The 22,380-nt window shown below is 65.8% G+C and carries 23 protein-coding genes and 1 pseudogene; 15 read left to right on the top strand and 9 right to left on the bottom strand.

All coding sequences use genetic code 11. From position 1 onward, the window contains the following. Positions 1–4: 4 nt before the first annotated feature. The 3 genes from AB4089_RS14885 to AB4089_RS14875 form a co-directional block, all read right to left on the bottom strand. Positions 5–1,312, bottom strand: a complete 1,308-nt coding sequence (locus AB4089_RS14885) for an NtaA/DmoA family FMN-dependent monooxygenase (RefSeq protein ID WP_441410047.1) — start codon at positions 1,310–1,312, stop codon at positions 5–7. Positions 1,313–1,509: 197 nt separating this feature from the next. Beyond that, complete coding sequence (locus AB4089_RS14880) at positions 1,510–2,832, bottom strand: MFS transporter (RefSeq protein WP_441410046.1); 1,323 nt, start codon at positions 2,830–2,832, stop codon at positions 1,510–1,512. A 236-nt stretch (positions 2,833–3,068) separates the two neighbouring features. Then, positions 3,069–3,962: a VOC family protein gene (locus AB4089_RS14875; RefSeq protein ID WP_441410045.1), complete on the bottom strand. Its 894-nt coding sequence runs from the start codon at positions 3,960–3,962 to the stop codon at positions 3,069–3,071. Positions 3,963–4,200: 238 nt separating this feature from the next. Between AB4089_RS14875 and AB4089_RS14870 the strand changes: the two genes are divergently transcribed. The 3 genes from AB4089_RS14870 to AB4089_RS14860 all read left to right on the top strand — a co-directional run bounded on the left by AB4089_RS14870 (position 4,201) and on the right by AB4089_RS14860 (position 5,335). Next, the gene (locus AB4089_RS14870) at positions 4,201–4,344 is read left to right on the top strand and encodes an SRPBCC domain-containing protein (protein ID WP_441410044.1); all 144 of its coding nucleotides are present in this window, start codon (positions 4,201–4,203) and stop codon (positions 4,342–4,344) included. Between the two features lie 94 nt (positions 4,345–4,438). Continuing rightward, positions 4,439–4,684 carry a hypothetical protein gene (locus AB4089_RS14865; RefSeq protein ID WP_441410043.1) on the top strand — a complete coding sequence of 82 codons (246 nt, stop codon included), beginning with the start codon at positions 4,439–4,441 and terminating at the stop codon, positions 4,682–4,684. 300 nt (positions 4,685–4,984) lie between these two features. Continuing rightward, on the top strand, positions 4,985–5,335 hold the full coding sequence (locus AB4089_RS14860) for a DUF3846 domain-containing protein (RefSeq protein ID WP_441410042.1): 351 nt from the start codon (positions 4,985–4,987) through the stop codon (positions 5,333–5,335). Between the two features lie 108 nt (positions 5,336–5,443). Here the strand turns inward: AB4089_RS14860 and AB4089_RS14855 are convergent, their stop codons facing one another. The 3 genes and pseudogenes from AB4089_RS14855 to AB4089_RS14845 all read right to left on the bottom strand — a co-directional run. Beyond that, positions 5,444–6,016, bottom strand: a complete 573-nt coding sequence (locus AB4089_RS14855; RefSeq protein WP_441410041.1) for a GNAT family N-acetyltransferase — start codon at positions 6,014–6,016, stop codon at positions 5,444–5,446. 87 nt (positions 6,017–6,103) lie between these two features. Next, complete coding sequence (gene pdxA / locus AB4089_RS14850; protein WP_441410040.1) at positions 6,104–7,168, bottom strand: 4-hydroxythreonine-4-phosphate dehydrogenase PdxA; 1,065 nt, start codon at positions 7,166–7,168, stop codon at positions 6,104–6,106. 220 nt (positions 7,169–7,388) lie between these two features. Further along, positions 7,389–8,477, bottom strand: a pseudogene (locus AB4089_RS14845) (four-carbon acid sugar kinase family protein); the annotation flags it as partial. Between AB4089_RS14845 and AB4089_RS14840 the strand changes: the two are divergent. The 11 genes from AB4089_RS14840 (at position 8,385) to AB4089_RS14790 (ending at position 18,672) form a co-directional block, all read left to right on the top strand. Continuing rightward, on the top strand, positions 8,385–8,630 hold the full coding sequence (locus AB4089_RS14840; protein ID WP_441410081.1) for a hypothetical protein: 246 nt from the start codon (positions 8,385–8,387) through the stop codon (positions 8,628–8,630). The pseudogene AB4089_RS14845 and the gene AB4089_RS14840 sit on opposite strands and share 93 nt — an antisense overlap. 123 nt (positions 8,631–8,753) lie before the next feature. Further along, complete coding sequence (locus AB4089_RS14835; protein ID WP_441410039.1) at positions 8,754–10,328, top strand: ABC transporter substrate-binding protein; 1,575 nt, start codon at positions 8,754–8,756, stop codon at positions 10,326–10,328. Between the two features lie 2 nt (positions 10,329–10,330). Beyond that, complete coding sequence (locus tag AB4089_RS14830) at positions 10,331–11,266, top strand: ABC transporter permease (protein ID WP_441410038.1); 936 nt, start codon at positions 10,331–10,333, stop codon at positions 11,264–11,266. Further along, positions 11,263–12,213, top strand: a complete 951-nt coding sequence (locus tag AB4089_RS14825; protein ID WP_441410037.1) for an ABC transporter permease — start codon at positions 11,263–11,265, stop codon at positions 12,211–12,213. Before AB4089_RS14830 ends, AB4089_RS14825 begins: the two co-directional genes overlap by 4 nt. 1 nt (position 12,214) lies before the next feature. Beyond that, on the top strand, positions 12,215–13,096 hold the full coding sequence (locus AB4089_RS14820; RefSeq protein WP_441410036.1) for an ABC transporter ATP-binding protein: 882 nt from the start codon (positions 12,215–12,217) through the stop codon (positions 13,094–13,096). Next, positions 13,089–13,919 carry an ATP-binding cassette domain-containing protein gene (locus AB4089_RS14815; protein ID WP_441410035.1) on the top strand — a complete coding sequence of 277 codons (831 nt, stop codon included), beginning with the start codon at positions 13,089–13,091 and terminating at the stop codon, positions 13,917–13,919. Before AB4089_RS14820 ends, AB4089_RS14815 begins: the two co-directional genes overlap by 8 nt. A 56-nt stretch (positions 13,920–13,975) precedes the next feature. Continuing rightward, positions 13,976–14,965, top strand: coding sequence for an aldo/keto reductase (locus tag AB4089_RS14810; RefSeq protein ID WP_441410034.1), 990 nt, complete (start codon positions 13,976–13,978; stop codon positions 14,963–14,965). A gap of 56 nt (positions 14,966–15,021) precedes the next feature. After that, a complete protein-coding gene (locus AB4089_RS14805; protein ID WP_441410033.1) occupies positions 15,022–15,798 on the top strand; it encodes an HpcH/HpaI aldolase family protein in 777 nt (258 codons plus the stop codon). Positions 15,799–15,801: 3 nt separating this feature from the next. Continuing rightward, on the top strand, positions 15,802–17,103 hold the full coding sequence (locus tag AB4089_RS14800) for a sialidase family protein (RefSeq protein ID WP_441410032.1): 1,302 nt from the start codon (positions 15,802–15,804) through the stop codon (positions 17,101–17,103). Beyond that, entirely contained in the window at positions 17,100–17,777 is a 678-nt protein-coding gene (locus AB4089_RS14795; protein ID WP_441410031.1) for an SDR family NAD(P)-dependent oxidoreductase, read from the top strand. Before AB4089_RS14800 ends, AB4089_RS14795 begins: the two co-directional genes overlap by 4 nt. Positions 17,778–17,886: 109 nt before the next feature. After that, positions 17,887–18,672, top strand: a complete 786-nt coding sequence (locus AB4089_RS14790; RefSeq protein ID WP_441410030.1) for a DeoR/GlpR family DNA-binding transcription regulator — start codon at positions 17,887–17,889, stop codon at positions 18,670–18,672. Between the two features lie 133 nt (positions 18,673–18,805). On the opposite strand, the gene AB4089_RS14785 is transcribed toward AB4089_RS14790, so the two are convergent. Next, positions 18,806–19,219, bottom strand: a complete 414-nt coding sequence (locus AB4089_RS14785) for an ester cyclase (RefSeq protein ID WP_441410029.1) — start codon at positions 19,217–19,219, stop codon at positions 18,806–18,808. 242 nt (positions 19,220–19,461) lie between these two features. On the opposite strand from AB4089_RS14785, the gene AB4089_RS14780 reads away from it, so the two are divergent. Next, entirely contained in the window at positions 19,462–20,199 is a 738-nt protein-coding gene (locus tag AB4089_RS14780; protein WP_441410028.1) for a YoaK family protein, read from the top strand. Between the two features lie 17 nt (positions 20,200–20,216). Here AB4089_RS14780 and AB4089_RS14775 read toward each other — a convergent pair whose 3' ends face one another. Together AB4089_RS14775 and AB4089_RS14770 are read right to left on the bottom strand one after the other, a co-directional pair. After that, positions 20,217–20,780, bottom strand: coding sequence for an NINE protein (locus AB4089_RS14775; RefSeq protein WP_441410027.1), 564 nt, complete (start codon positions 20,778–20,780; stop codon positions 20,217–20,219). 116 nt (positions 20,781–20,896) lie between these two features. Then, positions 20,897–22,255 carry an MFS transporter gene (locus tag AB4089_RS14770; RefSeq protein WP_441410026.1) on the bottom strand — a complete coding sequence of 453 codons (1,359 nt, stop codon included), beginning with the start codon at positions 22,253–22,255 and terminating at the stop codon, positions 20,897–20,899. Positions 22,256–22,380 lie beyond the last annotated feature (125 nt).

The raw sequence follows: 22,380 nt of genomic DNA, 5'->3' as shown, positions 1-22,380 counted from the left end.
GCCCCTAAGCTGTCGGGCGCGAGAGCCCGAGGTTGTCACGCAGGGTGGTGCCCTCATACTCGGACCGGAAGTAGCCGCGGTCCTGGAGCTCCGGCACCAGCTTGTCGCAGATCAGCTTGAAACCCCCTGGGTTGAAGGGAGCATTGAGGTTGAAGCCGTCGCAGGCCTTGGACTCGAACCAGTCCACCATGCGGTCAGCGACCTGGGAGGGAGTGCCGGCCATCCATTGGTGTCCGGTGGAACGAGCCAGGTCCACGATCAGCTCGCGCAAGGTCATGCCCATGTCCACGCTCTTTTTGCGGTAGATCTGGTATCGGCTGCCCATCCGGGGGTCGTCGGAGAACCATTCGACCGGGATCGTTTCATCGAACTCCAGCTCGGAAAGGTCCATCTTGAGGTCGGCGCCGACCTGCTGGCGGCCGTTGCCCAAGTGCACATAGCCGGCCAGCTCGTTCGCGAGGTCCTGCGCTTCCTTCTCGGTGTCGCCGAGAATCGGCAGGATGCCCGGAATGATTTTGACGTCGTCGGGATTCCGCCCCTTCTCGGCCAACATGTTCTTGAACTTGGTGTAGAACTCAATGGACGGTTCCTTGAACGGCTGGGCGGTATAGATCCCGTCGGCCACGGAGGACCCCAGGTCCATGCCGGGTCCTGAGGATCCCGCCTGGACCAGAACGGGGCGTCCCTGCGGCGACCGCGGCATGTTGATGGGCCCCTCAACTTCAAAGAACTCGCCCTTGTGCCGGATGGCCCTGAGCTTGCTCCGGTCCACGTACTCGCCGGAGGCCCGGTCCACCACGATGGCGTCATCAGACCAGCTGTCCCAGAGGCGCTGCACAACGTCCACGAACTCGGTGGCGCGCCGGTATCGCACCGCCGGGTCGGGAACGTCCTCCACACCGTAATTGCTGAAACCGTCCGACGACGTGACGATGTTCCAGCCGGCCCTGCCGTTGGACATGTGGTCCAGTCCGCACAGCTGCCGGGCAAGGTTGTACGGCTCGGAGAATGAGGTGGACATGGTCCCGATCAGGCCAATGTTCGTGGTCCTGGCGGCTAGCGCCGCAAGCACGGTCATCGGTTCGTAGAACCCGTTCATCTTGATGTCGCCCCGCATGACCGTGTTGGCATGGACGATGTCGCCGAAGAATACGGCGTCAAGTTTTGCGGCCTCGGCCATGGCCGTCAGGTCTGCCACAAAATCAAGGTTGCCCAGTTCTTCGGCCCGGCTTCCTTCCATCCGCCAGCTGTCCTTGTGGTAGCCCGCGGGCAGCATGAAGGTGGTGAGCACCATGTGATTCTTAGGCTTCATTGCCTGGTTCCTTTCGTGATGTGCGCCTATCCGAGCGCCTAGCTGCCTCCAGCATGGCAGTCACCTCTTCCTGCGTAAATGGAGAAGTTTCAGCGCAATCAGTTCAATAAAATTGACAATGTTACTGGCGGTGAACCCACGCCGAACTGACAACGCCTTGCGGGCAGATCAGCCGGGAGTACCGCGTTCGCGAATGCCTAAACTGCGTCGAGCTTGAGGCGCGAGCCCTCACGCGTCAGGCGCACGGCCACGAGGCCAGCAGCCAGGATCACGATCCAGAACGCGGCCACCATCCATACGCCACCGCCGGCTGCGAGAACCAGGCCCGTGGCGATCATCGGGGTGAAGCCGGCACCGATCATCGAGGCTCCCTGATAGGACAGGGACGCGCCCGTGTAACGGACGCCGGTGGGGAACTGTTCAGAAATATAAGCACCGATGGGTCCCGCGAGCGCCCCCTGGACCACTCCGTTGCCGATCACCACTGCCACCGCAAAGCCCCAGAGGGTTCCGTTCGTCAGCAACATGATCAGGGGAAATGCCAGGAGGACGGCTGCCACGCCCGCGCCGGTGAGGACAGCACGCCGGCCAATCCGGTCACTGAGCCGTGCTGAATAGAAGCAGACCGCCACCGTCACGACGGCGGCAACCCCCTTCCAGTTCAGGACGCCGGAGCGGTCCACACCGCTTGCCACCGCCATGGAGACACCCCACACAGTCAGCAGTCCCTGGCAGGCGTAGAATCCCAGCGTCGCCACGAGGGTAACCACCACGAGGCGAGGGTGGTGGCGGAGCACCTGCATCAAGGGTGGATGCTTGATTTTGGCGGCTTCCGCGTCGAGCTCCTGGAAGACGGGGGTCTCTGCCACCTTGAGCCTGATGATCATGCCAATCAGGATCAGCAGGGCGCTGAGCAGGAACGGTATCCGCCAGCCCCAGACCAGGAACTGGTCCCCGGTCAGGGCGGAAACGGCGGAAACCACGAGGGTGGCCAGCAAGCCGCCGGCCGGTCCGCCGGCATTGGCGAACGCTGCTGCGAGTCCGCGCTTTTTCGCCGGGGCATGCTCCAAGGCAATCAGCGTCGCCCCGCCCCACTCCCCGCCAACCGCGATGCCCTGGATGATCCGGAGGAGCACCAGCGCAATTGGGGCGGCAGCACCTACTTGGGCCGTTGTGGGCAGGAATCCGATCAGGACAGTGGCGCCGCCCATCATGAGCATCGAGAGCACCAGCATTTTCTTCCGGCCGATGCGGTCGCCGAAGTGGCCGAAAATGATGCCGCCCAGAGGCCGTGCGACGTATCCTGCTGCAAGCGTCGCGAAGGAGGCAAACAGGGAGAGTCCAGGGCCGAGGTTGGCGAAGAAAACGCGATCGAACACCAGGGATGCAGCGGTGGCGTAGAGGATGAAGTCGTAGTACTCGATGATGCTGCCAATGAGGCTGGAGCCAAGGATACGGCGCATGTCCTTGGTGTTCAGCGAGTCAGCCGCTGCTGGCTTCCTGCTCGAGGGCAGGTTCACCGGCCCCTGACTTCTCTGGGCTGTTTTCGGGGTCAACATGGTCTCTTTTCGGAAGCTGTGAGAGTTCGGTGGCCGACGGCGTTGTTGGTCACATCCCGAAGCAAGCCCTTCGTTCGCATTTCCAAGCATGGCGCAGATCACACCGGAAGGCCAATAGATTACGCATAACCTTGGCGAATGTGTTTAATCCAGTGGATAGGGCTCCGGGATTCGGGAAGGAATGACCACGGAACGCGTCAGCGGTGGAGGCTGCTTAGGGACCGGCGGTCTACCGGAGCGAGTCCGAACTTGCGGAACTCCAAGGGGCGGTATTGGCCCCACATGTTGTACCAGTTCTCATCCTCGCCCCACACCACCGGGGGACGTGCGTCGTCGTAGATCTGCTCCAGATCCGTGTAAAGCTCGACGACGGCCCCCGAGTTTTCCACATAGTATGCAGCGATATTGTGGCCGGCCCCGTGACGGACCGGACCCCAGATCAGATCCCGGCCAAGCTTATTCAGCCTGTCACCAAGCTTGCCAAGGTCAGCAATGCTTTGCGTCTGCCACGCATGGTGATGCAGGGTTCCTTCGCCGCGGACCAGGGCAATGCCGTGGTGGTCAGGGTTGCAGCGCATGAAATAGGCGAAGTCGTCCCCGATGACGTCCGAGAGGCGGAAGTCCAGGACCCGCTGCAGGAACCGCATCATCCCGCCGACGTCCCGGGGATGGAAATTGATGTGGCCGTAACGGTCCGGACCGAAGGACTGCTGGAGGGCAATGTTCTCCTGCATGCCGACGTAGATTTCGAACACGAAGCCCTCGGGCCCGATGAAGGAGAAGCCGTCCTCAATGCCGACTCCGCGGGGCTTGTTGCTGAGGATAGTGAAGTTTTCGTCCGCCACGCGCCGGCGGATCTCGCGCAACGCATCGCCATCCGCCGCTACCAGGCCGAAGCCATCCACGCCGTTGACGTCGGACTCGACGTAGACCAGTTCGTGGTGGACATTGCCGGCAGCGAGGTACACGGCATCGGACGTCCGCTCGGTTTCACGGAGTCCAAGGATCTGGGTCGCGTCAAAAACGGAGTTGGCGAGGTCCGTCGTCTGAATGCTTATGTGGCCCATGGCGCTAATCAATCCCCAAGACATCCTTGTCTCCTACTCGTTGCACGGCTCCTTCAGATCGCGTATTCACGGATCTGTGACTAAGAAAACACTATCCTATTTAGAATCGATTATCTAGATAAAAAAGCACAATCCACGCTGCGGGGCGCGTTTCCGCCGCACCGCACTCGGTGGGGCCGCACTAGGTCGGGCCCTCGGGCCGATGACGCTTGGATGCCAGCCCGGTCCGCTTCCGTAAGTGCCGGCACGATGCCAGAGTTGAATGACGCCACCGGACGGCGAACAGTTCCACCTGTCAGGCGAGTTCCTGGAGATCGATCCGCCGTGGCGACTGGTGTACACATTCCCCTGGGAGGAACCGGCGCCAGACGACCGGGAAACGGTCGTCGACCCCTCACTTAAGTAGTCGCACCTGAGGAAGCCCCAGGATGTGGATTTACTCCCTCTTTGGCGACGTCCTGTGATCCTTCGCTCTAACGGGAGCGGCAAAGAACAACAAAATGTCCACCCCCAGGAAAATCCACGACTGCGCGCAAAAAGACCGACTGGCATTTAAATTTAAAGTAGGTATGGTGATGTGTAGTCAGAGAGATAAGAAAGGCCGATACTCCATGGCAGGAAAAAGCATCAAGAAAATCACCGGAAAAAAGCCCGGGAAATCGCTTCTTGAGAAGAGAGCCGACAAAAGAGCCAAGGCTGAAAGCCACGAGTCACTTTTCCAGAAGCCGCGCAAGAATCACCGCTAAACACCCCCAGTGAAGGCTTTGGTGTCCCCAAGGGCTGGAGTCCGAGGGCGGAGAGGTCCGCCTCCGGAAGTGCCCATGCCGGTCCGCCGTTTCGCTCTAACGTCTGACGTGCCGGGGTTGACGGCCGGCGAACGCGTCTCGCGAACACCGAGGAAAGGGGACAGTCCCGACCGAGACTAAGGATTTACGTTGCGTGACAATTACTTGGAGCACGTCACTGCTCAATGCCGTTTCAGTTGTAATTCTATGAAGCGACTTCACATTTTAAACCGAATTTGTTCCTGAGGGAAAGGACCAATCATGGGAACGATCTGCGCCGCCCTGGTTATCCCGCATCGCCTTAGTAGCCCTATTCGTATCGAAGACATCGATCATGATTTGGTCTCTAGACAGGTCCTGGTGGAGGGAAATGTTAATGCAATCAGTTACATGGATTGGGTCGTTTATCTGAATGACGAGGCCGAGGCTATTCCGTTACCTCTCAACCTGCGAGCCGAAGTGCTGATCCGGGAAGCGGGTGTCCCGCTTGCGGCGGCAGTCGGGGGGACCGCCGTCTTCCTCGGCAACGGGACCAACGGCTGGGATGCAGATGCACCCGTACATCTGCTTCGTTTGGCCGAACGCCTCTTCGGAGCGGACCTGGCCGCGTAGCTGCCGGCGCACCGCCCAGTGGGACCGGCCCTCTTCCGGCTCGAGGCGGCCGGGCACTTCCGGATCCTCGGGGATGAACAGACCGCCCGCACGATTGTGGAATCTCCGTTATGGCGATTGAGTCCGGTCTAGCTCCCATTCAGTTCGGGAGATCGCGTACTCGACATCGCCATGTTGATTGCCAGGAATGGACACGGGCCACTCAGCGACGAACGTACGTACTAGACGCATCCCGGATTTCTCCATCACCCGTCGCGAGGCTGTGTTGACTGCCATGGTGGAAGCAACGACCCGTTGCACGTCAAAGTCGGCAAACCCCTTGGCGATCAGCGCACGGGAACCCTCAGTCGCATACCCCTTTCCCCAAGCCTCGCAACGCAAGCGATAGCCGAGTTCCGGCTCATCGAGTGGATCCCCGGGGGCGGGCCGGTAGTGGAACCAGCCGAGGAAGTCATTAGTTGACTTCTCGATCGCGGCCCAGAAGCCGTAGCCGGGGAATCGCTCGTAGTAGCCAAGGAACGCGGGAAGGTACTCGCCTTCAACCTCATCCCGGGACGTCGAGGCGCCGCCCGTGATGTACCGCATCACGCGCGGATCGCCGTCCAACTCCACGAGCAGGTCTGAATCGTGATGATCAAACTGCCGCAGCAACAGCCGCTCCGTCTCCAGGAATATGCGCATGCGCACATTCTTGCACCCGGGCCGTAGGACGCCCACAAAGGCCTCCGACTGAGCGGCAAGTGACACCGCGCTGCTTATAGGGCGGTCCTACCCCTGCAGCACCGGGCTCGGGGACATCTCCGCGGCCTGGCGCAGGGCCTCGATCATGCTGCGCACGTCCACGATGCCCTTGCCCGCGATGTCGAAGGCCGTGCCGTGGTCCACGGAGGTGCGGATCACGGGCAGGCCCACCGTGATGTTGACGCCGGCCTCGATGCCCAGGACCTTCACCGGGCCGTGGCCCTGGTCGTGGTACATCGCGACGATCAGGTCGAAGTCGCCGCGGCCGGCCAGGAAGAACGCGGTGTCCGCCGGGAGTGGGCCGCGGGCGTCGATGCCGTCGGCCTGCAGCTTCTCGATGGCGGGGGTGATCTTCTCCGCTTCCTCGCCGTAGCCGAACAGGCCGTTCTCCCCCGCGTGCGGGTTGATGGCGCAGACGCCGATCTTGGGGTTGGCTATCCCGGCGCGCTGCATGGCGCTGTAGCCGCGCCGGACCGTGCGTTCCACCAGGCCCGGCTGGATCTTGTTGATCGCGTCGATCAGGCCGATGTGCGTGGTGACATGGATGACCTTGACCTTGGGCGTGGAGAGCATCATGGACACTTCCTCAATGCCCATGAAGTGCGCCAGCAGCTCCGTGTGGCCCGGGTAGACGTGCCCGGCCTTGTGCAGCGCGGCCTTGTTCAGCGGCGCGGTGCAGATCCCCTGCACCTCCCCCTTCATCCCGAGCTCGCAGGCGATCCGGATGTAGTGGTACGCGGCGTTGCCGGCCTCGGCCGATTCCACACCCCAGGGAAGGTCGGGCGAGAGCAGCTTCGGATCAATCACGTTGATGCGGCCCGGTTCGAACACGGCCTCGGTCACGTCCTGGATCTCCACGATGTCCGCCACGACGCCCAGCGCCTTCGCACCCAGTTCCAGCCGGTACACATCCCCGATCACCACCGGGCGGCAGTCCCGGTAGGCGTTTTCGGCCAGCAGCGCGCCCACCGTCACTTCGGGGCCGACGCCGGCGCCGTCGCCCATGGTGACGGCGATGACGGGGCGGGTGTCCGGTGCTGTTGCCTTCAAATCGGCGGCATTCAACTCGGCGGCTTTCAAGACTGAATTCATGGTTTCTCCAGATTTTGCGGAAGGGTCGAGTGGTTCTTGGCGTGCTGTGCCGGCCGGTTCGGTGGCCCGGCGGCTTTGGATCGAGTGATAGAGCTGCAGCAGGGCCTGGCCATCGCCGAAGCTGCCAGGCTTGGTGCCCCAGCCTGCCGTCGTCGGCGAGGCTGACCACCGCACCGTGCTGTGGGGCGCCGAGCGGTTCCAGCGCCCGGATGCCGAGGCGGTCCAGCACCTCGCGGGCGGTCTCGCCGCCGGTCAGGATGAGATCGGGGAGGACGACGTCGAGTCCCGACTGGGGGACGACGGCGGCGGACACGAAGTCCGCCAGGTTGCCGACAATCTCGCCGGCCTCGCTGGGATCCACGTTCTCGGCGACGACGGTCACGACTACAGGCTCGCCGGCGGCCAGGGCCTCGCGGACCGCGCTTAGCTTCGCGGCCGTTCCGGGCTTCCGCAGTTCCTGCGGACTCAGCCCGACGAGCTTAAATCCTCCAGCCTGAAGCTCCCGCAGTTGCCGGCGCGCGGCCTCGGACGCGGACCCGACGACGGCGAGCACCGGCCGTGCTGCCCGGTGTCCTGTCGGGTCCGTGGTGCTGGAGTCCGCTGCCGCAGACTGCGCATTTCGCGCAGCCTCAGGGGATTTCGTGTCCGCCGCCGTCCGCGCCGTCCGCGCCGTCGGCCGCACTGTCTGCGCGAGTACTGCAGCGATGCCGCCCGTGCCCACGAGGACGATCCTGCGGCCCCCGACGGCATAATCCAATCCCGCCAAGGCTGCGACCACGGCTTCCAGGTCGGCCTCGATTTCGCCGTCGGCCACCACGGTCACGGACCCGTCACCGGAGAACAACTCACGGAGCTTGTCTGTGAGGTTCGTGGAGCGCACTGCGGCGAGATCCAGCCCCAGAACGGGACTCTGCGGCAGAACATCCGCGATCAAAGAGGGCGGCATTGCTGCCTCAGCCTTCCAGAGTGCTGTTTCGGCCAGCGGCACACCGTCGGCGTAGGGACGTCCGTCCAGCACGGTCCGCCCCAACTGCGGCAGCGCCCCGGCAACCAGCACGTGGAAACCGAGATCCGTCAAGGACGCCACTTCGGCGCCGACGTTGCCCCGCCACAGCGAGTCGAGCTTCTTGAACAGCACGGCTGTCTCAGCCGCGGCCGACCCGGCAAAGACACGGGCCACGGCGCTTGCAGCCTCCTCCGCAGAGGAGGACCTCGAGTGGGTGTCAACAACGATCACGTCGGAAGTCGCGGAAGATGGTTCGAGCAGGATCCGCGTGTCGAACCCCTGCCGGGCAAAGCACTCCCCCACTTCAGCGGCGCCGGAAAAGTCGTCGGCCTGTACGAGCACTGTTGCCATGTCTCCCTCCTCCCTTGGATCGGACCGGTCATCGAACTGGCCATGGAGCCAGTAATGAAGCTTGCCATCGAGCTCTTCATCAAGCCCTCGATGTCCTCATCATGACACAACTGCGCGAATCGCGCTAGAACTATTGCGCGAATCGCGCAAACGTGGCAAGGTGATCCATGTAACACGGCGCAGGCCATCCGGTCGCCAGCCGTCCCCCGTTCTACCGAGAGGTCAACGATGACCGTTCTTCCTCAAGGACCCGAGATTTCCCGGCGCCGCCTGCTGCAATTCGGCGGACTGGCCGGACTTCTCCTGGGCACAGGCAGCGTCGCCGGATGTGCCGGCCCCACCGGCCTGCCAGGACCCAGCACCTTGACCCTGGCGCTCAACCGCTCCCTGGTCAGCCTGGACAACAAACTCAACCAGTTCGACGCCGCCGTCACGGTCCAGCGCGCCGTACGCCAGGGACTCACCGCCATTGGCCCCGAGACCAAGCCCGTCCTGGTCCTGGCCGAAAGCTTCGTCATGACCTCCCCCACGGTATGGACGGTCAAGCTCCGCGAAGGCATCAAGTACTCCGACGGCACTCCGCTGCAGATCGAGGACGTCGCCACGGCCCTGAAGATGTACCAGCAGGTCCAGGGCTCCTTCGTTGCCGGCTTCTTCCCCGAGTTCCCCACCGTGGTACCTCTGGATGACCGGACCTTCCGGATGGAATCCAAGAAGCCGATTCCCATCCTCGATTCGCTCATGAGCATGATCCTGATCAGCCCCGCGGCCAAGAACAAGCCCGAAGAGCTGCAGGAAGGCGTCGGCACCGGCCCGTACGTCGTGACCAAGTTCAACCGCGGCGCCGGCACCTACAGCCTCAAGCGCAACGAGAACTACTGGGGCCCGGCACCCGCGGTGGACACCGTCGAGGTCCGGTTCCTCCCGGAGGAATCCAGCCGCGTCATCGCCCTGCGCAGCGGCGAGGTGGACGTCATCGACTCCATCACACCCGACTCGCGCGAACAGCTGGCCGGACTTCCCGGCGTCGTACTGAGTGAAGCATCCAGCCTCCGGCTGAACCAGATCTTCTACAACTTCCGCAAACCGGCCGGGCATCCGCTGGCCGACGTCCGGGTCCGGGAGGCCCTCAGCTGGGCCATCAACGGCGAAGCGCTGGTCAAGGACGTGCTGGTGAACTCCGTCAGCCAGGCCGAGGGTGTCACCCCGTCCAGCTTGACCGGCTTCGCCAAGACCGGCACCTACGTTTACGATCCCGAGAAGGCCAAGGCAACCCTGAAGAGCCTGGGCGTCAACGACCTCAGCCTGAAGATCATCTGGGAAACCGGCGAATTCGCTTCCGACACCTCCGTCATGGAGGCCCTCGTGGAGATGTTCGGCAACATCGGCGTCCAGGCCCAGCTCCAGCAGTTCGAAGCCGGCGGCAACATCTCGGCCTGGCGCCAGGGCAAGCAAGGCGACTGGGACCTGCTGGGCAATGGCTTCAGCAGCCCCACCGGCCTGGCCATCACCATGATGCAGGGCATGTACGCCGGCACCGCGGAGAAGGAAAAGACCCGCGACACCTACCAGGGATACGTGAATCCCGCCGTGCACGCCAAGATCCAGGCCGCCGCCACCGAAGTTGATCCCGTACGGCGGCAGCAGCTGCTCGCTGTGGCCCAGCAGGCCATCTGGGAGACCTGGCCCTGTGCCTGGGCGTTCGTGCCCAAGTCCGTGCTGGCCCACCGCAACCGGGTGGGCGGCCTTTCGCTGGCACCCACCAACTCCTACCCGCTCGCTGACGTCCGACTGGAGGCCTGACCATGACGAAGTACATCCTGAAGAGGATCGGCCAAGGCCTGCTGACCGTGTTCCTCACGGTTTCCACGGTGTTCATCCTGATTCGCCTGGCCCCGGGCGATCCCGCCGTGGCCTACGCCGGACCGCTCGCCACCACCGAACAGCTCGCCAAGGTCCGGGAGCAGTTCGGCCTGGACCTGCCCTTGATCCAGCAGTACTGGATCTTCCTGCAGGAGCTGTTCACCGGCAACCTCGGCACCTCCTACTCCTTCCAGGCCCCGGCCGTGCAGGTGGTCATGGAGCGGTTGCCGTACACGCTGACCTTGGCCACGTCCGCGATCCTGCTCACCACAGTGGTCGCCATCCCGCTGGGCGTCTGGATGTCCCGCCGGCCGGACACCAAAAAGGAATTCGGCGTCAACGTCCTGACCATCGCCGGGCAGTCCATGCCGGACTTCTGGACCGGCATCATGCTGCTCACCTTCTTCGCCGTCCTCATCCCGATTTTCCCGGCCTCCGGCTTCGCCACCTGGGGCAGCCTGGTCCTGCCGACCGTCACCATCGCCATCCTGCAGATCGCCCTGATCTCCCGGATGGTCCGGCGGGAAATGACGGCGAACTTCGCCGCACCCTACCTGACCGTTGCCCGCTCCCGCGGCGTCCGGAATTCCCTGCTGACCTGGCGCTACGCCATGGGCAACTCCGCCATCCCCGTCTTCACGGCCCTCGGCACCCGCTTCGCGGCCATGCTCAACGGCGTGGTGGTGGTGGAAGTGGTGTTCGCGTGGCCCGGCGTCGGCTCCCTGATTGTGCGGGCGCTCGAAACCCGCGACTACCCGCTGATCCAGGCCACGGTCCTGATCACGGCTCTGCTGGCGGTTGGAGTCCAGCTGCTTGTCGACCTCGCCTACCCGCTACTTGATCCCCGCATTCGTCTTGGAAAGGCGGCCACAGCATGAGCATCAGCGACACCGCAACTCCTTCCGCAGTCCCTCCGGCAGGCGTACCCACCAAGCCCCCGGCCAGGAAGTCCTCCCCCAGCGCCGTCACCAAGGAGCTGATCGCCAAGGCCGGCGCCACCCGCCGACGGGCAGGCGCCAAGTTCAAGATACGCACCGGCGTCATCTGCACGCTGCTGGTGGTCGTTCCCATCGTGCTGGCCGGGTTCCTGCCGCTGGCGGACCCCAACCACCAGGACCTTGCCCACCGGCTGCTTCCACCGCTGAGCGAGGGTCACCTGTTCGGCACCGACCAGCTGGGCCGCGACCTGCTCTCCCGGGTGCTGCATGGCGGCCAGGTCTCGCTCACCATCGGTGTCCTGGCCGTGGTGGTCTCCGGCACCATCGGCATCATCTTTGGTGCGGCAGCCGGGTACTTCGGCGGCAAGCTGGACACCGTGGTCTCCCGCCTGATCGAGGCGCAGATGTCCCTCCCGCTGCTGATGATGCTGCTGCTGGTGGTGGCCCTGTTCGGCCCGTCCATTCCGGTCATTACTTTCGTGATCGCCATTGCCCAATGGCCCGAGGTGGCGCGCCTGACGCGGTCCATGGTGCTGGTGGAACGCGAAAAGCCCTACGTCTCCGCCGCCCGGATCCTGGGCCTGCACCGCGTGCAGATCCTGATCCAGCACATCATCCCCAACGTCATCAAGCAGGCCACGCTGGTGGTCCTGCTCCTCCTGGCTCAAGCCGTGCTGTTGGAAAGCGCGCTCGCCTTCCTCGGCGCCGGCCCGCAGCGGCCGTTCGCCACGTGGGGGCGCATCATCTCCGACGGTCAGGGCTACCTCACCACCGCCTGGTGGCTGGTGACGGTGCCCGGCCTGGTGATCGCGATCATGGTAGTGGGCGTGAACCTGCTGGGCGACGGCCTCCGCGACCGTCCCCGCCGCAAGAAGAAGGGTGCCTGACATGAGTGGATTTACTGAAACGGCCGCACACACAGAACAGCCACTGCTGGAAGTCCGCGACTTCCAGGTGGAACTGATCACCGACGTCGGCATTGTCCGTGCCGTGGACTGCGTCAGCTTCACCATCCACCGGGGCGAGACGGTCACCATCATCGGTGAGTCCGGTTCCGGAAAATCAACGACGGCGATGGGCCTCCTCCGGCTCCTGCCGGAGGACCTCGCCGTGATCTCAGGATCGGTCAAGATCGACGGCGTGGACGTAATCGCCGATTCCAAGGCGATCGACAAGGTCCGCGGCAGGACCCTCGCGCTGATCCCGCAGGACCCCATGACGGCGCTGAGCCCCGTGCACTCGATCGGCAACCAGCTGTTCGAGGCCATCCGGATCGCCGGCGCGGCCTCGACCAAGGAAAAGGGCGCCGTCCATGCCCGCGCCATCCGGCTGCTGGAGCAGGTCCACATCCCCACCCCGGATGCGCAGCTGAAGAAGTACCCGCACCAGCTCTCCGGCGGCATGCTCCAGCGCGTCCTGATCGCCATCGCGCTGGCCAGCGAGCCGCAGCTGCTGGTGGCCGACGAGCCCACGTCCGCCCTGGACGTCACCGTGCAGGCCGGCATCCTGGACCTGCTGCTCGAGCTGCAGGAACAGCGCGGCATCGGCATCCTGATGATCACGCACGACCTCGGCGTGGCCCGGCTGATCTCGGACCGGATCCACGTCATGAAGGACGGTGCGTTCGTCGAATCCGGCGAGGTCCAGCAGATCGTGGACAACCCCGCCACCGACTACACCCGCAAGCTGCTCGCCGCCATCCCCGTCCTGGGCGCCTGGGACGAAACGCCGGCCGCCACCCTGACCACCACCGGAGCCCGCCATGAATAAGCCGTTCCTTTCCGTCGAAAACCTCGTGGTGGACTACCAAGTCTCCGGCGGAACCTTCCGGGCCGTGGACGACGTCTCCTTCTCGGTCGAGAAGGGCAAGACGATCGCCGTCGTCGGGGAATCCGGCTGCGGGAAGTCCACCATCGCCAAGGCGCTCATGCGCCTGGTCACGCCTACCAGTGGCCGGATCGACCTGGACGGAACGGACCTGGCGGCGCTCAGCGAGGCGAAGCTCCGGCCCCTGCGCTCGAAGTTCCAGATGGTCTTCCAGGACCCCTACGGCTCCCTCGACCCGCACCTCACGGCACAGGAAATCGTGGCCGAACCGCTGAAGCTCCAGGGCGTCCGTTCCCGGGCCGAGCGGCACAAAGCGGCCGCCAGCCTGATCGACCAGGTGGGCCTGCCGGTCGCATCCCTGGACAAGCACCCGTCAGAGTTCTCCGGCGGACAGCGGCAGCGGATCGGGATAGCCCGGGCGCTGGCGTCCAAACCGGAACTGCTGGTCTGCGACGAGGCCACCAGCGCGCTGGACGTCTCCGTACAGGCCCAGGTGCTCCGGCTGCTCAAATCCATCCAGGACGAAACCGGCATCACCTACGTCTTCATTTCGCACAACCTCGGCGTGGTGCAGGAGATCAGCGATACCGTGATGGTCATGCAGCGCGGCAAGCTCGTGGAGCACGGAACGACGGCGCAGGTGCTGACCGCGCCGGCCGAGGACTACACCCGCAAGCTCCGCCGGGCCGCCCTCGACCCGTCCACCATGACCGGCCTGAAGCCGCGGCACATCGTGTCGTCCCTGGCGCTGAAGACCAGCGCCTGAGGCCCTGACGGCCTCCCCAAACATCCACCGTCAAAGCAACCGCGAGGAATCAACCAATGAGTATCCAGCCCGAAGGCACGCCAGTGGACGGCCTGAAGCTACCGATCTCCAGGCTCGTCCTGGGGACCATGACGTTCGGCGACACCGCCGATGAGGCCACCGCGGGACGCATGGTGGACGAGGCGCTCGCCGCCGGCATAACCACCATCGACACCGCCAACGCCTACGTCGGCGGAGCCACCGAGGAGATGCTGTCCCGCCTCCTGAAGGACCGCCGGGCCGACGTCGTCCTCGCCTCCAAGGCGGGCATGCCGCACGCGGACCACGGCCAGCACGCCCCGCTCTCCAAGGAGGGCCTGCGCAACAGTGTGGAGGGCAGCCTGCGCCGGCTCGGCGTGGACAGCATCGACCTGTTCTACTTGCACCAGCCGGACCGGGCCACCCCGCTGGAGGAAACCCTAGGCACGGTGGCCGAGCTTGCCGCCGAAGGGAAGATCGGCGCGCTAGGCGTGTCCAACTTCGCTGCCTGGCAGATCGCCGACGTCATCCACGTGGCCAGTGAAGTGGGCGCACCGCGTCCGGTGGTCGCGCAGCAGCTCTACAACCTGGTGGCCCGCCGGGTGGAGGAGGAATACCTCGAATTCGCCGCCACGCATGAGGTCCACACCATGGTCTACAACCCGCTCGGCGGCGGCCTGTTGACCGGCAAGCACAGCTTCGACGCGAGGCCCTCCGAAGGCCGGTTCGGCGACTCCAAGCTCGCCGCCATGTACACCCAGCGGTACTGGGACAAGCAGCTGTTCGAGGCCGTCAACTCCCTGGCCGGCATAGCCGAAGGAGCCGGCATCAGCCTGGCCGAGCTGTCCCTGCGCTGGCTCGCCTACCGCAACGGCGTCGGGTCCATGCTGCTCGGCGGCTCCAAAGTGGAGCAGCTGCAGGCCAACATCGCCGCCGTGGCCAAGGGTCCGCTGCCGTCCGAGGTATCGGAGGCGTGCGACGCCGTCGGCTCCGGCCTCCGCGGCCCCATGCCCGCCTACAACCGCTGACCTACGCAACCATTCCCCAGACTGAATTCCACCGACTCTAAGGCAGAAGAGAGAACATGACTTCCGAACTCGCTACCGAATTCGCCCGCAAGATCCGCGCCCGCGAGCAGGCCGTCGGCTACTGGGCCGTCCTGGACGCACCCGTCGCCACCGAGCGCATCAGCCGCCTCGGCTATGACTACGTGGCGCTGGACGCGCAGCACGGGCTGCTGGGCTACTCGGGCGTGCTGAACGGGCTCATGGCGATCGACGCCGGGCACACCGCCGTCGGCATGGTGCGGGTGGAGGGCAACGACTTCACCGCGATCGGCAAGGCGCTCGACGCCGGCGCCGTGGGCGTGATCGTCCCGCTCGTGAACACCGCGGCAGACGCGGCCGCGGCCGTCGCGGCGGCCAAGTACCCGCCGCTGGGCGGCCGGTCCTACGGCCCCATGCGCTCGGCCCTGCGAATCGGCCCGGTTCCCGCCGAAGCCAACGCCGCCACCCTGGTCTTCGCCATGATCGAAACCCCGGAAGGACTGGCCAACGTCAAGGAAATCTGCGCGACGCCGGGACTGGACGGCATCTATGTAGGCCCCTCCGACCTTGCCATTGCCGTGGGCGCCGCCTACCCGGGCGACCCCGCCGTCGAAGCTGAGTTCAACGCCGCGCTGGAGACGATCGCCGAGGCGGCTGCGTCCGCCGGTGTGGCCGCGGGCATCCACACCCCGGCCGGTGACGTGGCCGCGCTCCGGCTGCGCCAGGGCTACACCTTCACCACCATCGCCTCCGACCTGACCCACCTGGAGCTGGCCGCCAAGGCCCACCTGGCTGCCGCAACCAAAAAGGACTGAGCAGTGTTTTCAACAGACGCGACCGCAACAGACGTGCCTTCAACTGACGCTCCCACCGTCGGCTACACCACCATCACGCCCGACGGCGAGGTCAAGGAAGCCGGCGCCAGCCAGTACGCGTATCTGCCGGCTCCCACCGTGCAGAGCCACGCCGCGAACCTCCTGACGCTTCCGGACGGCCGGCTCGGCTGCGTGTGGTTCGGCGGCACCCAGGAAGGCGTGCCGGACATCTCCATCTGGTTCTCCGCCCTGGAGCCCGGCAGCCGCCAGTGGTCACCGGCCGAGCAACTCTCGGACGATTCCGCCCGCTCGGAGCAGAACCCCATCCTGTTCGCCGCCCCGGACAACCGGCTCTGGCTGCTGTACACCGCACAGAAGGCCGGCAACCAGGACACCGCTGAGGTCCGCCGCCGCATCTCCGGCGACAGCGGCAGGACCTGGGGCCCGGTGGAGACCCTGTTCCCCGCCAACCAGACCGGGGGCGTGTTCGTCCGGCAGCTGCCCGTGGTGCTGCCGTCCGGCCGCTGGATCATCCCGATCTTCCGCTGCATCACCACCCCCGGCGAGAAGTGGGTTGGCAACAGCGACGACAGCGCCGTCATGATCTCCGACGACGCCGGCGCCACGTGGACTGAGCATGTCCTGCCGGGCAGCCTGGGCTGCGTCCACATGAACATCCAGCCCGTTGCCGACGGGTCCCTGCTGGCCCTGTTCCGCAGCCGCTGGGCCGACTCGATCTACGAATCCCGGTCCACCGACGGCGGCAGCACCTGGAGCGAACCCGTTCCCACCGAGCTGCCGAACAACAACTCCTCCATCCAGTTCACCGCGCTGGCCGACGGCCGGCTGGCCCTGGTTTACAACCACAGCCGGGCCGAGGCCTCCACCGAGCGGCGGCTCTCGCTCTACGACGAGATCGACGACGACGGCCTCGCCGAGGAACAGGGGCAGATCACCGAACCGGTGGTCACCGCCGACTCGGTGACCGGAGCGGGTGCCGGCAGCAGCGGCGAACGGAAGGCCTTCTGGGGCACGCCGCGGTCCCCGATGACACTCGCGATCTCCGAGGACTCCGGCCGCAGCTGGCCCATCCGTCGCAACCTCGACGTCGGCGACGGCTACTGCCTGTCCAACAACTCCCGCGACGGCCTGAACCGCGAATACTCGTACCCGTCCATCCATCAGGGTGCAGACGGCGCCCTCAACGTCGCCTACACCTACTTCCGGCAGGCCATCAAGTACGTCCGCGTGGATCCGCAGTGGGCCTACGAAGGGACCACCACTCCGGGCGGCGACCTCCAGTGAGCAGGCCGCACGCCGTCGTCACCGGCTGCAGCTCGGGCATCGGCAAAGCAATCACAGTCCGGCTGCTGGCGGACGGCTGGCAGGTGACCGGGCTCAGCCGGAGCGAACCCGAGCTCGGACCCGGCTTCCAGTGGCGGCAGGCGGACCTCTCGGACCCGGCATCCCTGGCCGCGTGCTTCGAAGACCTGCCTCCGGCGAACGCCCTGGTCCACGCCGCCGGTTTCCAGCGCACCGCCGTCCTGGGCGAGCTGGATCCCGAGGCCCTGGCCGGGATGTTCACCGTCCATGTGGCGGCCGCGAGCAGCCTGGCCAACGCCCTGGTTCCGAGCATGCCGGACGGTGGCCGGGTGCTCCTGGTGGGCAGCCGGACCTCCACCGGGTCCCCCGGCAAGAGCCACTACGCCGCCACCAAGGCTGCGCTGCTGGGCATGGGCCGGACCTGGGCGCAGGAACTGGCACCGCGAGGCATCACGGTGAACGTGCTGTCCCCCGGACCCACGGACACCCCGATGCTCGCCGACCCGGGCCGGGCCGCGACCCCGCCGAAGCTGCCGGCGCTGGGCCAACTCGTGGACCCCGAGGACGTGGCCGCGCTCGCCGGTTTCCTGCTGGGGAGCCACGGGAAATCCATTACCGGACAGAACTATGTGATCTGCGGCGGCGCATCCCTATGAAAAGATGCGCGGTGAACGGATGCGCGCCGGGGCCGATTAGCATGGGGACAGCAATGTACCGCTCGGTACAGCTACGGATGCGCCAGCAGCCGGTGAAGGAGAGCCAACGATGACTACCGCCCAAGCCAGGCGCGAAGAGATCTACCACCTCGCCGTGACCACGGGCCTGGCGTCCGTGGAAGACCTGTCGCGGCACTTTGCGGTGACCGCCTCCACGATCCGGCGGGACCTGGCCCAGCTGAACGAGCAGGGCAAACTCGCCCGGACCTACGGCGGCGCCGTGGCACTGGGCGCGCACCCCGAGCCGTCCCTGCGGCAGCGCACCGGAGAGGCCTTCGAGCAGAAACAGGCCATCGCCGCCTGGGCGGCCGCCGAAGTCAAGGAGGGCGAGAACGTCCTGCTCGACGGCGGCTCAACAGTCGGGGCCATGGCGCACGCCCTCCGGGACAGGGAGAACCTGTCCGTCACCACGCCGGGCATCAACACGCTCCAGGAACTCGCCGACTCTCCCGGCATCCAGGTGGACTGCCTGGGCGGGCGCCTCCGCGGACTCAGCCAGACCTTCGTGGGCCCCATCGCCGAGGCGGCCCTGGAGCGGATGAGCTTCGACCGGGTATTCCTCGGCGCGGACGCCGTCACCGTGGATGCCGGCCTGTGCGAGGCCGACCAGGCCCAGACGCGCCTCAAAGAACTGATGGCACGCCGCGGCAACACCGTCTATGTCCTGGCCGATTCCACCAAGCTCGGCAAACGCCCGTTCCATGCCTGGGTGAAGCTCCCCGCCCCCTGGATCCTGGTCACGGACAACCAGGCGGACCCGGAGCAGGTCGAGCTCTTCCGGCAATCCGGCGTGACGGTCCAGCTCGTTGAGGTGTCGCCGGCGCAGGCCGCCTGACCTAACGACGCCGACGTCGTCATCCGGCGCCGAACGACGGCGACGGCGACGGCGACAACCTTGCCGAGCGTCGTCGTCGAACGGCTGTCCGCGTTTCCCTGTGGGGAAGGCGGACAGCCATTTTTGTTGCGCGTTACTCCGGTCCGGCGCCGATCTGCTGCATGAGGGTCATGGTGTCCGTGGCTCCCCAGTGCTCAACGACTTTGCCTTCCTCGACCCGGATGATGTCGATGCTGCTGAATTCGACCCTCCGGCCGGTGGGCGCGACGCCCATCAGTTCTCCCTGGTGCGTTCCCGTTAGGACCACGTATAGCGCCTCCAGATTTCCATCGACCAACGCCGGTTCGCTGGTCTTGGCTTTGAGATCCGGGAATGCCGTCCGCATCGCGTTGACGAAGAACGCGACCCCGTCCTTGGCGGGCGATTGTCCGGGCATGGGATCGTGATCGACAAAGTCATCACTGACCAGTTCTTCGATGAGGGCGAGATTTCCGTCCCCAATCACCTCTGTGTAGAACCGCTTGATCAATCCAGTTCCGTCAGCCATTTCCGACTCCTTAAAGTGGATGAGACCGCAGCCCAAGTTTCCCACTCCGGCCATGGCACATCAACGGCACGTGTTTCGGGCTGTGAACGTGCCGCTGTCCACGGATGCCGGCCTTCCCTGCGGCGTGAGTATCGTTGGTCCTGCCAACCGCGACGTCGGCGCATCACCAGGGCTCATCACCAGCGCTCATCACTGTGGCGACCGCCTCGGCGAGTCGCTCCTCCATCGACGAAAGACTTTCCATGCTTAGCCGCCTCAAGTCCGCCGAGCCCTCCCGGCTCCATTTGGTCCTCATGCTCGTGTTGACGTTCTCCACGGGCGTGATCGACGCCGTCGGCTACCTTGGCTTGGACCGGGTCTTCACCGGCAACATGACCGGCAACGTCGTGATCCTTGGCATGGCACTGATCGGCGCCGACAATCTGCCCGTGGTGGGCCCGTCCATTGCCTTGGCCGGGTTCGTGCTCGGCGCCGTCATCGCCGGGCGGGTCCTCAAGCCCGAGGCCGCCGGCTGGAGCCGTCGGACCACGGCACTGCTCACCGCCGTCGGCATCGCCATGGCTGGGGTCGCCGTCGTACTGTTCGCCCATGCCCCGCACGCCGGCGATCCCGTCACCCTGGCCATCACGGGAGCCCTGGCCGTCGCGATGGGCCTGCAGGCGGCCACGGCGCGGCACCTCAGCGTCAAGGACGTGACAACGGTGGTGGTCACGTCCACACTCACGGGCCTGGCCGCCGACTCCCGCCTGGGTGGCGGCACCGGAGCGCACTGGGGCAGGAGGCTGGGCGCCGTCGTCCTCATCCTGGCCGGCGCCACCGCGGGCGCGACACTGCTGCATATTCATGCCGGCTTCGGTGTGCTGCTGACGGCCGGGCTCACCCTGGTGGTAGCGGTAACGGGTGGGCTCGCCCGGCCCCGGACGCAGGCTGCAGATCCCGCCGCGGCGGAGCCCCCGGCGTCGCTGGTTTCCGAACGCTGACCGCCTAGCGGCCACCGTCAGTCGCGCAGCGGGATTCCCGTGGCGTCATTCCGGAAATAGGACGCGCCGGCGAAGATCATGATGCCCTCCACGAAGCCCCACAGCCCGACGAGGCCGAAGGTGAAGATGCCGACGAAGACGGTAAGCAGAATCTGGATGATGCCGACCGTGGTGTAGCCCAGGTAGAAACGGTGGACCCCCAGTCCGCCCAGGAAGATGCCCAGGAGCCCGGCGACAAGCCGGGACTTTGGCTGCGGGTAGCCGTAGGCCGGATGGGGCATCGGCGCCTGCTGTGACATGTGGGGGTACTGCATCTGATGCTGCGGCTGCGTAGGCGGGTAGCCCTGGTACTGCTGGCCCGGATACGGCTGCGGAGGCATCGCCGGCTGATACTGCTGGGGAGTCTGATACTGGACGGGATATTGCCCCTGGTACTGCGGAGGGGCGACCGGAGGATATTGAATCGGAGCCGCCGGTGCGTACGGCTGCTCTGACTCGTTCGGCAGGACGGCGCCATCAGCGGGTGAAACAGGGTACGCCGGTTCGGCTGCGCCGCTGGTCGGTTCGGGGTGCTGGGTCATGCTGGTGCCCTTCGGTGAGGTGAGGATGCTGCCCGCGCCCCGGGCGGCAGCTCACCGTCAACAGATGGCATTCCCCCAAGAATCCACGAACCGGATTCATTCTGACGGAACGTGGGCTACCGCTGTTCCCGCCACGCCAGCGACACCATGAAAACCACCGCGCCCAGCCCCAGCATGACGAACACCATCAGCCCCCAGTTCGCCTGGGTGACGCCGCTGCCGTAGAAGATGCCGATCAGCACGGTGGCCGTGATCGCGCCCAGGTAGCGGCAGGTCTGGAAGATCCCGGCGGCCACCCCGCGCTCCTCCGGCCGGGTGGACACGTACATGCCCTGGCTCGAGGAAATGGCGACCACGCAATACGGCACCCCCAGCAACGCGGTCAGCGCAATCACCAGCGGGACGGCGAGGGACACCGTCAGCAGCCACATGCACGCCGACGCCGCCAGGAGCAGCCCGACGCCGGCGATCAGCACCCGCCTCACGCCGAACCTGTCGATGGCGCGGACCGCGAACGGCGTTCCGACCACCGAGATCGCCGCGAGCGGCAGCATCAGGATGCCCACGACGCCGGGATCGTAGCCGCCCGCGGTCTGCAGCAGCTGCGGCAGGCCGAAGAACGCGAAGTAGTAGACGCCGTTGAACAGCGCGAAGCCCAGGTAGACCAGCAGCAGCGGCCGGTTCCGGCCCAGCAGCCGCAGGTCCAGGAACGGCGGGCTGAACCGCAGTTCCCGCCACGCGAACAGCGCCGCGAGGACCAGCCCTCCGCCCAGCAGCCACCACCGGTAGTCGGGCAGCACATTCAGCAGCGCCATCATCACCAGCACCAGGGCGCCGATGAACGCACCGATGCCCGGCAGGTCCGAGTCCCGGACCAGCTCCGAGACCCGCCCGCGTTCCCGGAAACCGTCCGCCGGGGCAAACCGCCGGACCACGAGAATCGCCACCAGACACAGCGGGACGTTGATCAGGAACAGCGCCTGCCACCCCACCAGGCTCACCAGCAGGCCGCCCACCACGGGCCCGACGGCGGCGGCCGAGGTGTTCGCCATCTGGATCCGGCCCAGCGGCCGGGTCGACTTCACGTTTGCCTCCCGCGCGAGCGCGGCGACCATGACGACGGCGCTCGGGTAGGCGGTCGCGGTGCCCAGGGCCATGAAGGCCCGGGCCACGCACAGCAGCGCGAAGTTCGGTGCGAAGGGAGCCAGCGCGCAGGTCACAGCCACCAGCGCCATGCCCAGCAGGAACAGCCTCCGCGGGCCGAAGCGGTCCGCGAGCCGGCCCATGAGCGGCTGGCCGGCCGCGGAGGTGAGATAGAACGCGGTGATCACCCAGGTGACCGTGGCGACGTCGAGCCCGAAATCCTCGCGCAGTACCACCAGGGCGACGGCGATCATCGAAGAATTCAGCGGGTTCAAGGACGTGCCGAGGCTGAGGCCGGCGACGGCCAGGCCTGTCCGGGGAGAGTTGCTCACGGCAACAGTCTGTCCTACCCCGCCAGCCGAAATCGAACCAGACGACACACGCTGCGGCGCCGGGCGGGTTGCCGCGTCACGCAGGGCAGACTTTGGACGCCGCGGCACGGGGGCCGCTCCCGGGA

Origin of the sequence: Arthrobacter sp. 2MCAF15, assembly GCF_052115605.1 — a bacterium.
Lineage (GTDB): Bacteria > Actinomycetota > Actinomycetes > Actinomycetales > Micrococcaceae > Arthrobacter.
Note: the sequence above shows the minus strand (reverse complement) of the source record. Positions and strands in the feature narration are given on the sequence as shown.